General features: G+C 46.8%; 11 protein-coding genes. 6 read left to right on the top strand and 5 right to left on the bottom strand.

Annotation, left to right across the window (positions count from 1 at the left end; translation table 11 throughout):
* Positions 1-90: 90 nt before the first annotated feature.
* Positions 91-1464: an L-serine ammonia-lyase gene (locus ABNS04_RS05465; protein WP_071462400.1), complete on the top strand. Its 1374-nt coding sequence runs from the start codon at positions 91-93 to the stop codon at positions 1462-1464.
* Between the two features lie 25 nt (positions 1465-1489).
* Here the strand turns inward: ABNS04_RS05465 and cysB are convergent, their stop codons facing one another.
* The gene (cysB, locus tag ABNS04_RS05460) at positions 1490-2464 is read right to left on the bottom strand and encodes an HTH-type transcriptional regulator CysB (RefSeq protein ID WP_006956652.1); all 975 of its coding nucleotides are present in this window, start codon (positions 2462-2464) and stop codon (positions 1490-1492) included.
* 99 nt (positions 2465-2563) lie between these two features.
* Here cysB and ABNS04_RS05455 point away from each other — a divergent pair, with 99 nt between their 5' ends.
* The 3 genes from ABNS04_RS05455 to yciH are packed head-to-tail and all read left to right on the top strand — an operon-like array spanning position 2564 to position 4373.
* A complete protein-coding gene (locus tag ABNS04_RS05455) occupies positions 2564-3244 on the top strand; it encodes a HAMP domain-containing sensor histidine kinase (RefSeq protein ID WP_006956651.1) in 681 nt (226 codons plus the stop codon).
* 31 nt (positions 3245-3275) lie between these two features.
* Positions 3276-4031 carry a hypothetical protein gene (locus ABNS04_RS05450; RefSeq protein WP_040488138.1) on the top strand — a complete coding sequence of 252 codons (756 nt, stop codon included), beginning with the start codon at positions 3276-3278 and terminating at the stop codon, positions 4029-4031.
* A gap of 6 nt (positions 4032-4037) precedes the next feature.
* On the top strand, positions 4038-4373 hold the full coding sequence (gene yciH, locus ABNS04_RS05445; RefSeq protein WP_006956643.1) for a stress response translation initiation inhibitor YciH: 336 nt from the start codon (positions 4038-4040) through the stop codon (positions 4371-4373).
* Here the strand turns inward: yciH and ABNS04_RS05440 are convergent.
* Together ABNS04_RS05440 and ABNS04_RS05435 are read right to left on the bottom strand one after the other, a co-directional pair.
* Positions 4354-6036: a fused response regulator/phosphatase gene (locus ABNS04_RS05440; RefSeq protein ID WP_006956641.1), complete on the bottom strand. Its 1683-nt coding sequence runs from the start codon at positions 6034-6036 to the stop codon at positions 4354-4356. The two genes, yciH and ABNS04_RS05440, sit on opposite strands and share 20 nt — an antisense overlap.
* Positions 6036-6341: an STAS domain-containing protein gene (locus ABNS04_RS05435; protein ID WP_006956639.1), complete on the bottom strand. Its 306-nt coding sequence runs from the start codon at positions 6339-6341 to the stop codon at positions 6036-6038. The genes ABNS04_RS05440 and ABNS04_RS05435 overlap by 1 nt, the downstream gene beginning before the upstream one ends.
* A gap of 103 nt (positions 6342-6444) precedes the next feature.
* Here ABNS04_RS05435 and ABNS04_RS05430 point away from each other — a divergent pair, with 103 nt between their 5' ends.
* Positions 6445-7239 carry a response regulator gene (locus ABNS04_RS05430; protein ID WP_006956637.1) on the top strand — a complete coding sequence of 265 codons (795 nt, stop codon included), beginning with the start codon at positions 6445-6447 and terminating at the stop codon, positions 7237-7239.
* Between the two features lie 48 nt (positions 7240-7287).
* Here the strand turns inward: ABNS04_RS05430 and ABNS04_RS05425 are convergent, their stop codons facing one another.
* Together ABNS04_RS05425 and ABNS04_RS05420 are read right to left on the bottom strand one after the other, a co-directional pair.
* Positions 7288-8595 (bottom strand): amidohydrolase family protein, encoded by a 1308-nt coding sequence (locus ABNS04_RS05425; RefSeq protein ID WP_348671216.1) that lies wholly within the window; start codon positions 8593-8595, stop codon positions 7288-7290.
* A gap of 2 nt (positions 8596-8597) precedes the next feature.
* A complete protein-coding gene (locus ABNS04_RS05420) occupies positions 8598-11675 on the bottom strand; it encodes an amidohydrolase family protein (protein ID WP_287830302.1) in 3078 nt (1025 codons plus the stop codon).
* Positions 11676-11816: 141 nt separating this feature from the next.
* On the opposite strand from ABNS04_RS05420, the gene ABNS04_RS05415 reads away from it, so the two are divergent.
* The gene (locus ABNS04_RS05415) at positions 11817-12287 is read left to right on the top strand and encodes a cytochrome c (RefSeq protein ID WP_006956621.1); all 471 of its coding nucleotides are present in this window, start codon (positions 11817-11819) and stop codon (positions 12285-12287) included.
* Positions 12288-12297 lie beyond the last annotated feature (10 nt).

The raw sequence follows: 12297 nt of genomic DNA, 5'->3' as shown, positions 1-12297 counted from the left end.
TATATTATTCCGCAATTTTACTTGCCATACCGGGTGGCAAGCATGCGACAATAGGTATAATTTCTCGAATTAACCAAATGGGTCAGATGTATGATCAGTGTTTTTGATATCTATAAAATAGGAATCGGTCCATCGAGCTCTCACACGGTAGGGCCGATGAAAGCTGCCTATTATTTTTTAGAAGCAGCCAAGGAAAAAGGCGTTCTTGCTGACGCTGACGGTATTGAAGTTGAGCTATTTGGCTCGTTAGGCCAAACCGGTAAAGGCCATGGTACAGGTAAAGCCGTCATCTTAGGCTTAGCAGGTGAGCTGCCCGAGACTGTGGATACCGATAATGTCGAAAACTTTCTCGCGCAGACCCGAGATACGGAAAAGCTGGTGCTACTGAAAGAGAAAGAAGTCGACTTTCCAAAAGAAGGCGCCATCGTTTTCCATCGTCGTAAAACCATGCCTAAGCATGCGAATGCAATGGAGCTCAGACTCCTCAAACAAGGTGAGGTTATTTACAAAGATCTTTACTACTCGATCGGTGGCGGGTTCATCGTACGTGACGAAGACTTTGACGAGACGCTTGAAGAGGCGATTGAGCAGTCGGATAAGCCAATCCCCTACCCGTTCGACACTGCGGCTGAATTACTTCAACATACTAAAGATACCGGTATGCGCATCAGCTCTCTAATGATGGCCAATGAAAAAGTCTTTAGAACCGAAGACGAAATCCGCTCAGGCCTGATGAAGATCTGGCGTACCATGCAACAAAGCATCGAAAACGGTATCAACACTGAAGGTATTCTTCCCGGTGGGTTGAAGGTCAGACGACGGGCTTCCTGCCTATACCAACGTTTGAAAAAGGAAAAATCGACCGAACCTATGCAGTTTATGGATTGGGTCGACTTATTTGCTTTGGCTGTGAATGAGGAGAATGCTGCTGGTGGCCGTATCGTAACTGCACCCACCAATGGCGCGGCTGGTATTGTGCCCGCCGTAATGAGCTACGCCGATAAGTTCATCGAAACCCTAGATGAAGATTCTGTCGTTCGATTTTTGTTGACATCAGCTGCGATTGGCATTTTATACAAGAAAAACGCCTCGATCTCGGGTGCCGAAGTCGGCTGCCAAGGTGAAGTCGGAGTCGCCTGTTCAATGGCTGCCGCAGGTCTTGCAGAATACATGGGGGGCTCTGCCCTAACCGTCGAAAATGCTGCGGAAATTGGCATGGAGCATAATTTAGGACTGACCTGTGACCCTGTTGGAGGTTTAGTGCAAGTGCCGTGCATCGAACGCAATGCGATGGGCGCGATTAAAGCAATCAATGCTGCTCGTCTTGCAATGCGCGGTACCGGTGATCACAAGGTCTCGCTCGATAAAGTCATCAAGACGATGTGGGAAACGGGCAACGACATGAAAACGAAGTATAAAGAAACTGCTCGTGGTGGCTTAGCGGTTAACATCATCGAATGCTAACCGCGCTGGCTATCGAGTTACCGGCTTATAAGGTCGGTAACTCGATATCCGAAAATAACTTCTCAATTTCCTCATGACTGCGTAACTGCATTGCTTCCTCAACCCTTGATTTGGTCAAATGCGGCGCAAAGTTCTCAATAAAGTCAAACATATAAGTCCGCAAAAACGATCCTCGGCGGAACCCAATCTTGGTTGTGCTCGGCTCAAATAAATGAGCTGCTGGTAACGCGACGAGATCAGTATCTTCTTCAGCGTCATACGCCATAGTCGCCACCACACCAATACCGATTCCCATGCGTACGTACGTTTTTATCACATCAGCATCTGTGGCAGTGAAAACAATCTGTGGCTCTTCTCCTGCCGCATTAAATGCTTTATCAAGCTCTGAACGGCCAGTAAACCCATGCACGTAAGTCACGATAGGATGCTGCGCAATATCTTGAATTGACAACTTATCAATCTGAACCAGCGGGTGGTCTTTGGGCACGATGATGGAGCGATTCCAATGATAACAAGGCAACATGATCAAATCTTGATAGAGATGCAGTGCTTCGGTTGCGATGGCAAAATCGGCTTTTCCTTTAGCCGCTGCTTCACTGATTTGAGTAGGTGAGCCTTGGTGCATATGCAATGATACTTTCGGATATTGCTCAATAAACCGCTTAATAACCTTAGGCAGTGCATACCGGGCTTGGGTATGCGTCGTCGCAATATTTAATTTACCGCAATCAGGTTGCGTATGTTCAGCGGCCACCGCTTTGATTGCCTGCACTTGCTCGAGCACCTGCTGAGCAATATGTATCACCTCTTGACCTGCGGGCGTCACATGGGTCAGGTGTTTACCGGTGCGGCCAAAAATCTGTACGCCTAATTCATCCTCAAGCATTCTTACTTGCTTACTGATACCTGGCTGTGAGGTAAACAGACTTTCCGCCGTCGATGAGACATTCAGATTGTGATTGAGAACTTCGACAATATAACGTAATTGCTGTAACTTCATATAAGCAGACCTTATTTGCTGCCGTTTAATATGAAAAAATCATATATTAAATTTGAATCCTATGCCAAATGCATTCTGCAATAATCGATAGAGGCTAACATGTCTAAACCGTCCATTGATTTTTCCACGCTGCTAGCCGTTTCCGTGCATGACATGAAAAACTCATTAGGACTACTTGTACAACAACTGCAAGATATCTCCTACAAGGTGAACGATGCAGCGACACAGAACGAATTGGCGCATATGCATTACGAGGCACAACGCATCAATACCAATCTCGTTCACTTACTGGCTTTGTATCGTCAGCAAGATGCTTGGCATATCGAAAGCGAACAAGTCTACGTAGACGAAATTATTGAAGAACTGGTCATGAATAATCGTTTTTATAGCCAACACAAAGCAATCGAGGTCGACGTTAAATTACCTGAGGATATTTACTTTTATGGCGATCGAAGCTTGATTACGCAGGTTCTGAATGATGTTGTCATTAATGCTATGCGCTACACCGCCGATAAGCTTATTATAAAGGCGCAGCGTGTTGCAGAACGTGGCTGTTCTATTACGATAGAGGACAATGGTCCGGGATACCCGGAATCTTTGCTAGTACTGAACGAACTATCGGCACGTTATTTAGACATGGAAGGAAGTCGCACAGGACTCGGACTCTATTTCGCTAGGCTTATCGCCCAGGCACACGAGTACAAAGGACAGCAAGGATATATTAAACTAGAAAACTCTAGCTCGTTAGGCGGCAGCCGTTTTACCTTACACCTGCCCTAGCAGTATTAAATGGTAGCGACAGACTCAAATTATGGTTTACACAATAATAATATCGTTGATCATTCTACTCGTACTGATGGCCATTATGATCAGTGCTGTACAGCAGTATCGACAAAAACAAAATTTAGAACGCAGACAGCGTTATGCCAAGTTTCGCGCAATACTTGATCAGGTTGAAGATCTCATCAACATCACGGGTTATTTCCCGGTTGGGCGTTCCGTCTATGCGCTATTGAATTCGCGCGCCAAAGATTTACTCGTCAACATGAACGAAGTCATGCCGTCCGATGCTTTGAAAGACCGTATCCACGAATACGAAAACCGCATACAGGGTCTTGATGTTAATGACACATCGGTCATCTCTGATGATTTTGAATTGCCGCACAATGACAAGCAAATTATTGCCATGATCAATGCGCTTAAGCGCCTAAGAAGCGCATTACGCAGTGAACACGCAAAAGGCCGTGTTGACACACAAGTGTATAATATTGAGGATCAGCGCCTACAAAAGCTGCAATTAAAAATCAGTGTCGAGACGCTAATCAAGCGTGGTGAGAATGCTTATAATAGCAGTATGCTCGGTTCCGCACGGCAATATTACGAGAAGGCACTACGCACCATAGATGAGCATACTTACAGCGATGAGTACACTGAGCACCGCCACCAGCAAATTGAGGCGTCACTAGAACAAATCACCAACGAGTTGCGCGTCACCAATAAAAATGATGCTCGCAAACGAAAAAGCGACGAGCTCGAGGAATTATTTCAACCCAAGAAAAAGTGGTAATTCAGTATGTCAGATTGGAAAGACCAATTGTCACAAATGGTTTATAGCACCGATCAAGGCCGCATTAGTCCGGAGCCAGAAGCAGAAGAAGTGCCCGAAGGTGATGGAATTGTGCGTTTGCGACGCGAAACCAAAGGACGTAAGGGCAAGGGTGTCACACTGGTGACGGGTTTAGCTTTACCGCAGAATGAACTCAAACAAATGGCAAAAAAGCTAAAGCAACAGTGTGGCGTTGGTGGCTCAGTGAAAGAGTACGTTATTGAGCTTCAGGGTGACCAGCGTGATATCATTGAAAAATGGCTGACTAAACAAGGTTACCGTGTTAAACAAGCGGGCGGCTGAGCGAGTAGCTAACGTAAAGCAGCGTGCCGCCGTCACGCCACTCAACTTTGTCGGCGACTTGATTAATAAGGTTAATCCCGCGACCATAAGTGTCATCGTTTTCAATCGTTGTCGACCTATCACAGCGACCATCAAAACGATGTTCGCTGTTTGACGACAACGTAAAGGCAAGCCTATTTAAGTTGGGCTCATAATTGATGTCAAAATAAATTTCTAGCCCCTGTAACTGCTCAATACGTGACTGCCGCTCTTCGTAGTATCTCTCAAAGCCTTCTTCGTGTTTTAACTCAGACTGCATCCCTAAGACTGAGTGTTCCAGTAAATTGTTGAAGCTTTCAGCAAACAATAAGTAAAGCGATGTTTTATGAGGCTGTAAAGCATCGAGTTTAGCGAGCGAATCCACCATACTTTGCATGGGGTCGCGATCACGGACATCGTACTCGGTCAGCGTGACGCGAAGAGAAAACGGCAGGTGGTACCCCTTTATTGATCTTGCTTGAGGCTCTAGACCCGTTGGCTGACATTGGAGACAGACCAAAGATAAGTCATCGTTCAGTGATGCGTTGCCTGTGAAGTCGTCTATACGTTGCACGATGGCATTAAATTGAACTTCCGAGCAGTCGCTATCCAGCATTTCGGTAACCCAGTTCGCAAATCGCTCTTCACCTATCATTTGATTCTTGTGATTGCAGGCCTCCACTACACCATCACTGAACATGACCAATCGCTGACCGGGGCTTAGGAAATAATGTTCTAACTGACTATTAAACTCGCTGCGAGAAAGGATACCCAGTGCCATATGCTGGGGTTTAATACGATGCGCCAAGCGCCCTTGCGCATCAAGAAGAAGTGCGTCCGGCATGCCACCATTCCAGCAACTTATTCGGTCACCATTTGCCGACATTTCTACCACTATAGCTGCACAAAACATATCGTCCGGCAACACTTTGTAGAGTCGATTATTAAATTCGGTCGCCATATCGCCAACCGATAGGCCACGTTCAGCCATGCTAAAAAATGCCTGAGCAACGGGTAACGCGCCGGTGGCCGGCGCTAAACCATGGCCAGTAAAGTCGCCCAAGAAGATATAATAGTTTCCAAACGGACCCTTACGTCCTAAACACACATCGCCGTTAAAATCACTGGTGGCACGCAGATAACTTTTAACGAACGAATAGTTGAGTTGATTATCCGCCAGTGCGTTTTCAAGCATGTGTTGTACCACATTTTGCTCGCGCTCCATACGCGCTGTGTGCCATGCTAACGCGCGGTTCTTCTCAACAATGGAATAACTTAGCTCTCGCACCCGTGCATGGGCATTCACTTTAGCTTGAAGCACTACAGGCTCAAACGGGATACTTAAAAAGTCATCACCGCCCACTTTTAGGCATTCTAAAAGTGTATCTTGGGAATCTAGAGCGGTGAGAAAAATGATCGGCAAGTGCACGTTACCAGACATGGCTTTGAGCCTCGGGGCTGTTTCAAAGCCGTCCATCTCTGGCATCATCACGTCAAGCAATATAAGTTGAGGCTGAACCTGCTCAAATAAGCCTAACGCCTCACGACCATTGCTAGCACATACCACTTCATGTCCGAACGACGTCAACAACCCCGTTAACATGATTTGGTTCGCCTTTTGGTCGTCGACAACAAGGATCTTCATTACGCAATCGTAAACATTTTCTCGAAACGTGAAATATCTAAAATGCGTTTTACTTCTGGCCGAGCATTGATTAGGTGTATTCCTTTGACCGTCGAACCAAGCGACTTTCTCATATTCAGGAGCATACCTAGTGCAGAGCTATCCAAGTACTCCGTTTCTCGCAAATCAATAATAACCAAAGGCTCGCTGTCGCCAATATGACTATAGGCCTGTCTAAACTCTTGCACCAAACCAAAGTCGAATTTACCCTTTATAGTGATAATCAACTGCTTTTGGTCCGCTGAAAACTCACGAGTGACGCTCATAACTTCCCCTTTTTAATTATTATTGCTCCTAGCATAACGTTTTTTAATTGAGTTTGCCGACTAAATCAAATACTCTTTTTAAAAATCTTAATAATAAATAAGTATGTCTCTTTCAATTAACGAACTTCGCATCCTTCTAGTCGAACCATCAGATGTCCAGAGAAAAGTTATCGGTCAGCACTTAATGCAAGCTCAATTAACGGAAACTCGAGGGGCGTCAACCATCGCAGAAGCAAAAACGTTAATTCGTGAATGGCAGCCTGATATTGTCACCAGTGCCATGTACTTTGAAGATGGTACAGCACATCAGCTAATTGATTTTATTCACGCATCGAACTTAGAAGATACGGTTCATTTCATGTTGGTTTCAAGTGAACACCGCCCCGATCAGTTAGAGCAATTCAAGCAAGCAGGTATCGTTGCTATTTTACCTAAACCATTTAGCAGCCAACAACTGCAACGCGCAATTCGCGCTACTGTTGATTTAATAGAACCAGAATCCGTTGAGCTCAATTTATTTGACGTAGAAGACCTTCGTGTTTTACTTGTCGATGACAGCATGACTTCTCTACACGCGTTACGCCGTGTTTTTGAAAATATGGGCGTTGAACATATTGTAGAATCAAACAACGGCGTCACTGCTATTGAAATTCTCAATCAACAGTCGTTTGATTTAATAGTTACCGATTTTAATATGCCCGAAATGAGTGGAAGCGAATTTGCTCAACACGTTCGCCAAGACCCGTCTCATGCACACACCCCTATACTGATGGTGACTGCGCAAGCTAACGAGCTGCAAGTAACCAATATCAAGCAAAGCGGTGTCGATGCGCTAACAGATAAACCCTTTGAACCCGCAACGCTTAAAAAGCTGTTAATCAATTTATTAGATCAATAAAAAAGCCACTTCGGAAAGTGGCTTTTTATATCGAATAATATTCAAGGATTATTCGCTACGAGCCGGCTTTTGCTGATACTTGTTATACAGTTCAGTGTGACGACTTTCTAAGCTCACCGCACGGCCATTGATAAACATGTGCGTCAACGATTGTCCCATCGGATCAAGTAAATCCCCTTTCGAAACAACAATCGACGCCTGCTTACCTTCTTCGAGTGAACCCAGCTTATCGGCAACGCCCATAAACTCAGCAGGCTTAAGTGTAATCGCTTTAAGCGCTTGCTGTGCATCTAAGCCATAGGCAACCGCATTACCGGCCGCAAACGGTAAATTACGAACATCCCAGTAACCTGGATACGCAATCGCAAAGTTCACCCCAGCTTCGGCAAGACGAGCGGGGGTAGAAAATGCTTGGTCGTAGCCATCATCTTCACGCATCGGCAAACCAAACGGTGAGCCGAAAACAACCGGGATTTGCAATTCAGCCAGTTTGTCCGCGATGCGCCACGCATCGTAAGCCCCCACTAGGACGAGATCAAAACCATAGCTTTGGCTGACTTCAATAGCTTGCTCAAGCTGACGCTTATCTTGTGCGTGCACATATAAACGCTTGCTGTCGTCAAACAAGCCAATCATCGCTTCCCAACGCTGGTCCTCGGGAATATCGCGACCTGCACGTTTGGCATCATAATAGGCTTTAGCGTCAGCAAATACTTGCTTAAGCTTTTGCAAGGCTTCAGCATTGGCTTTACGTTGCTCTTCTGCTGAGCGGCGCTCCCACCATGTATCTACCACATAAGTACGTGGCCAATTAATGTGTACGCCCTCTTCTGCCGCGACTAACGCATCTTGCCAGTTCCAACCATCGAGCTGCATGAGAGATGATTGCCCACTCACCATACCGCCTTCTGGCACCACTTGCGCATACGCCACTCCATTGTAGCGAACCGTCGGGATCACTTCGGAGTCAGCGTTAAAGGCAATGTGCCCCGCCACTTCCGGTGTTACATCACCGACTTCATCAGCATCACGAGTGGCCCTCACCGCCTCGATCTCGTTCAAACCTAACGTCGTGTCCATGGCAATTACACCCGGATACACATGTTGCCCGCTGATATCGATTGCTTGCGCGTCGGCGGGTACCGCCAGATCTTGACCTATTGCGACGATCTTACCATCAGCAAACAATAAGTCGGTTTGACTTAAAACGCCTTTAGTCACCGTGTGTAAAGTACCGTTCTGCAACACGATGGGCTGTGCTTGTTTCTTACCTGGCACCTCGTCGTGCGCTACCGATTGCGTCACTGCGCATGCGCTAAGCAAAGCCGCGGTCAGTGCTTTATTAAGTAATTTCATGATTAATGTCCTCCATGGCTATGCGACTTGGCAGCGAAATGATCGAGCCAAAAGTCATGCTGAGTTTCGCAGTGCCACTCGGGTTGCTCTTTTTTATACGCGTCTTGTTCGCCTTGCTTCGCGGCATCGCCCGCTGCAAGAACTTTTTGAATAAGCGCTTGCTTCTCTTGTTTCACTTGGGCTTGACGTTGTTTATCAAGTTCACGGTCAAAGAACTTACGACCGTTAATCCAAGTCTGTTGCGCCTGCGCGTAGCTGCTCAATGGATAGTGGTTCCAAAGCACAAAGTCCGCGTCTTTACCTTTCTCGATACTGCCTACGTACTGATCGACCTTGAGCTGCTTCGCTGGATTAATGGTGATCATTTTCAGCGCTTCGTGCGGTTCCATCCCGCAATAACGCACCGACTTGGCCGCCTCGGTATTCAAGCGACGTTGCAGATCTTCACTATCCGAGTTAATGCTAGTGAGTACACCGCGATCATGCATTAAGCAGGCGTTTTGTGGAATCGCATCATAGACCTCAAACTTGTATGCCCACCAGTCGGCAAAGGTCGAACCTGACGCCCCGTGCGCGGCCATCTCATCAGCCACCTTGTAGCCTTCGAGAATATGGGTGAAGGTATCTAAGGTAAAGCCAAAGTCCTCGGCGACCTGCATCAGCATCAAAATCTCCGATGCCACGTAGGAATGCGCGTGAACAAAACGCTCAGAATTCATGATTTCAATCAGTGCATCTAAACGGTAATCAGGACGTGGCGGTGCGGCTTTACGTTTCTCCGCAGCACTCAAGCGATCGTATTCACGTTTACGCTCTTGGTATTCCAGTGCGGCTTGGAAGCCATCGCGAATGATAGTTTCAACGCCCATCCGTGTTTGCGGATAACGAATCGTCATATCATCGCCCCAGTTGCTCTGCTTCACGTTTTCACCCAAAGCGAACTTGATAGAGGCGGGTGCTGCGTCAAACTTCATCACATCACCTGTGGCGCCCCAACGCAATTTAATGACTTGCGCTTGACCACCAATCGGGTTAGCAGAGCCGTGTAGTAGCTGTGCCATCGTGGTACCACCAGCAAGCGAACGATAAATATGAATATCATCAGAATTTATCACATCACCAATGCGTACTTCTGAAGTCACTGCTTCTGAACCTTCGTTCACCCCTTGGTCGATGGCAATGTGCGAATGTTCGTCAATGATACCCGGGGTTAGATGCATACCGGTGCCATCGATTTCACGAACACCACTTGGCGTGCTGAGGTTTTTGCCGATTGCAGCAAAGTTGCCGTCACGAACCAACACATCGGTATTTTCTAATATGCCTTGATCGGTTGCGGTCCAGACAGTTGCATTTTTAATTAATACATCTTCACGCTCTGGTAGGCCTTTTTGCCCATAGGCAACGTTCGGGAACGTTAATTCGCTGACGAACGTCGGCTCTGCTTGTTCTGCGGCCTGTTCATCTTTGTTCGTTGCTTGATAGTTCAACGCTAACCGTTGTTCGCTACCGCTTGGCGCCACAGCCACTAACTCAGCTGCATTCTGCGCTGTCTGCATCAACTTAAAGCGCCACGTACCTGACTCACCAGCGACATCCAGATCAGCCACAAAAGATAGTTGATCAATGCCGGAATCAAGATGACGTAACTGACTACTCTGATCGCCTAACTTAACGTCGCCCGAGAAGCTTGGTTGTGCCGTCACGTTGAGCGTTAAAGAATTACCCGACCAGTCAGTCGTATATTCACCCGCAAAATCCACTTGTTCACGAGGAATCAAATCAATTTCTTGACCTTGTGTCCAAACCGACTGGATCACGCCGTCTTTGAACAAATCACCTTTAGCCATAACAAAGTCGGCCATGTAGCCTTGTTGCAGCTTACCTGCTTTATCTTCGATTCCCGCGATTTTGGCAGGGATGGTAGTCAGTGCGGCTAAGGCTTGGCGTTCGGTTAAGCCGTTTTCCATGGCTTTCTTTACATTAGGCCAAAATTGATCGGCTTTATCTAAACCGTACAGCGTTAATGCAAAGTCAACGCCTGCGTTGGCGAGCATACCGGGGTTAGCAGGTGCGCGTTCCCAGTGGCGGAGTTTCGCAAGATCAACATCAAGGTAAGCATCTACGCCTGAGACGTCTGGGGCTGCGGGGAAGTTGACCGGCACAATTAGATCAGCATCCGTTGCTTTCACTTGTTCTAAACGCGCGTATTCGTAGCCTGAGGCTAGGTAGATCGCAGGCACATTAAATTGATCAAATACTTTATCAGCGCGTAATAGCGATTTTTCATCTTCTATTTTGAAAACGATACCGGTTTGCTCAATGTCCTTTAATGCATCAAGTGCCGCATTAAATTCGACCGGTCCGTTATATGCTTCCTTACCGTAGGCTTTTTCGTACCACTGTGCGTCTGATAGCGTTTGTCGTATGAGCGCAATACTCCCCATTAACGAAGTGGGATATTGTTGTTGCGACGTTCCCTTATCGAACGAGCCAAATTGACGCGTCGAGGGTTGGTAGATCGTCTCATTCGCAATTTTGTCAGCTAACGAAACGGTGGCTCCGTAACCTTGCAAAATACCATCTAAACGTGCTGTTTGAACGCTAGTGAAGCCGCTAGCTATCCATTTTTTAGCCGCATCGGGCGTGTTTTCGAACGTTGTGTACCAGTGCTGCTGCGCGTGGATGGCGTCGTTGGCTGCGTTGCCACCTTCACGGTGGTTGTTGTAAATGGGCGTTTCAGACCAATCTGGTTGAGACGCTTGCTCAACACCATAATCGGTGTAAGCATCGATGAAGCCTGGATAGATATGATATCCCGTACCATCAATCACTTTTGCGCCTGCTGGTACTTTACCGTTCTTAGCGACAGAAACGATCTTACCGTTATTGATCACTAAGGTCGCATTAACAATAGATTGCCCAGGCTCCGTGGTAATGGTGGCATTCTGAATAGCAACGAGCGATGGTGTATTGTCGCGCATGCCATTGACGCGTGTCGTTTGATCGGCACTCACGGACGTTGCGAAAACGCTCGTAACCGCCAAAGCCAACGCGCTCAGCTGGTGCTTCGCATTCATGGTTGTTCCCCAGTAGTTATTATTTTCATGTAAAGAGTTAGACAAAATTGTAAATTAAAGCGTATGTAACATACGTAACAAGACATAACAGATAGAATGTGCAATATTATCGTTAAATAATCTAGCGCAGAGGATATAAAAATGAAAAATACAACAGTTTCAGCTGTATTGGCTGGTGTCATGTGTTTAGGCGTGTCGACTTTCGCACATGCGGACAAACATGCATTCAACGATGCTGAGTCAGCGGTGAAATACCGTCAAAGTGCATTGTCCATTATGCGAGATAACTTTGCCGCAATGGCCGCGATGGTGAAGGGTGAAGAGCAATACGATGCCGCAGTGTTTAGCAACCGCGCTAGCGACTTCGCTCGCCTGACTCATATCCCATGGGATGGTTTTGCTGTTGAAGGCGCAATGCCTGGTGACGATACCGATGCATTACCGGCTATTTGGGACAATTGGGAAGATTTTGAGTCGCGCGCAAATCAACTCATCACAGATGCGGATAGCCTCGTTGACGCAGCCGCTTCGGGCTCGATGGATGAGATTAAGCCTGCATTTATGGCCGCGGCGAAAAACTGTAAAGGTTGCCACGACCAATATAAAGATTAAGTTGTTGCGG

Origin of the sequence: uncultured Idiomarina sp. (assembly GCF_964010655.1) — a bacterium.
Classification (GTDB): Bacteria; Pseudomonadota; Gammaproteobacteria; order Enterobacterales; family Alteromonadaceae; genus Idiomarina; species Idiomarina baltica.
The sequence above is the reverse complement of the archived record's forward strand: the minus strand, read 5'-3'. Positions and strand labels throughout refer to the sequence as shown.

What these genes read in the sequence shown, in the direction of transcription:
- cysB (WP_006956652.1), bottom strand. Translation starts at nt 2,464, where the DNA reads ATGAAGTTACAGCAATTACGTTATATTGTCGAAGTTCTCAATCACAAT.
- ABNS04_RS05450 (WP_040488138.1), top strand. Translation starts at nt 3,276, where the DNA reads ATGGTTTACACAATAATAATATCGTTGATCATTCTACTCGTACTGATG.
- ABNS04_RS05420 (WP_287830302.1), bottom strand. Translation starts at nt 11,675, where the DNA reads ATGAATGCGAAGCACCAGCTGAGCGCGTTGGCTTTGGCGGTTACGAGC.
- ABNS04_RS05435 (WP_006956639.1), bottom strand. Translation starts at nt 6,341, where the DNA reads ATGAGCGTCACTCGTGAGTTTTCAGCGGACCAAAAGCAGTTGATTATC.
- ABNS04_RS05430 (WP_006956637.1), top strand. Translation starts at nt 6,445, where the DNA reads ATGTCTCTTTCAATTAACGAACTTCGCATCCTTCTAGTCGAACCATCA.
- ABNS04_RS05440 (WP_006956641.1), bottom strand. Translation starts at nt 6,036, where the DNA reads ATGAAGATCCTTGTTGTCGACGACCAAAAGGCGAACCAAATCATGTTA.
- ABNS04_RS05415 (WP_006956621.1), top strand. Translation starts at nt 11,817, where the DNA reads ATGAAAAATACAACAGTTTCAGCTGTATTGGCTGGTGTCATGTGTTTA.
- ABNS04_RS05425 (WP_348671216.1), bottom strand. Translation starts at nt 8,595, where the DNA reads ATGAAATTACTTAATAAAGCACTGACCGCGGCTTTGCTTAGCGCATGC.
- yciH (WP_006956643.1), top strand. Translation starts at nt 4,038, where the DNA reads ATGTCAGATTGGAAAGACCAATTGTCACAAATGGTTTATAGCACCGAT.
- ABNS04_RS05455 (WP_006956651.1), top strand. Translation starts at nt 2,564, where the DNA reads ATGTCTAAACCGTCCATTGATTTTTCCACGCTGCTAGCCGTTTCCGTG.
- ABNS04_RS05465 (WP_071462400.1), top strand. Translation starts at nt 91, where the DNA reads ATGATCAGTGTTTTTGATATCTATAAAATAGGAATCGGTCCATCGAGC.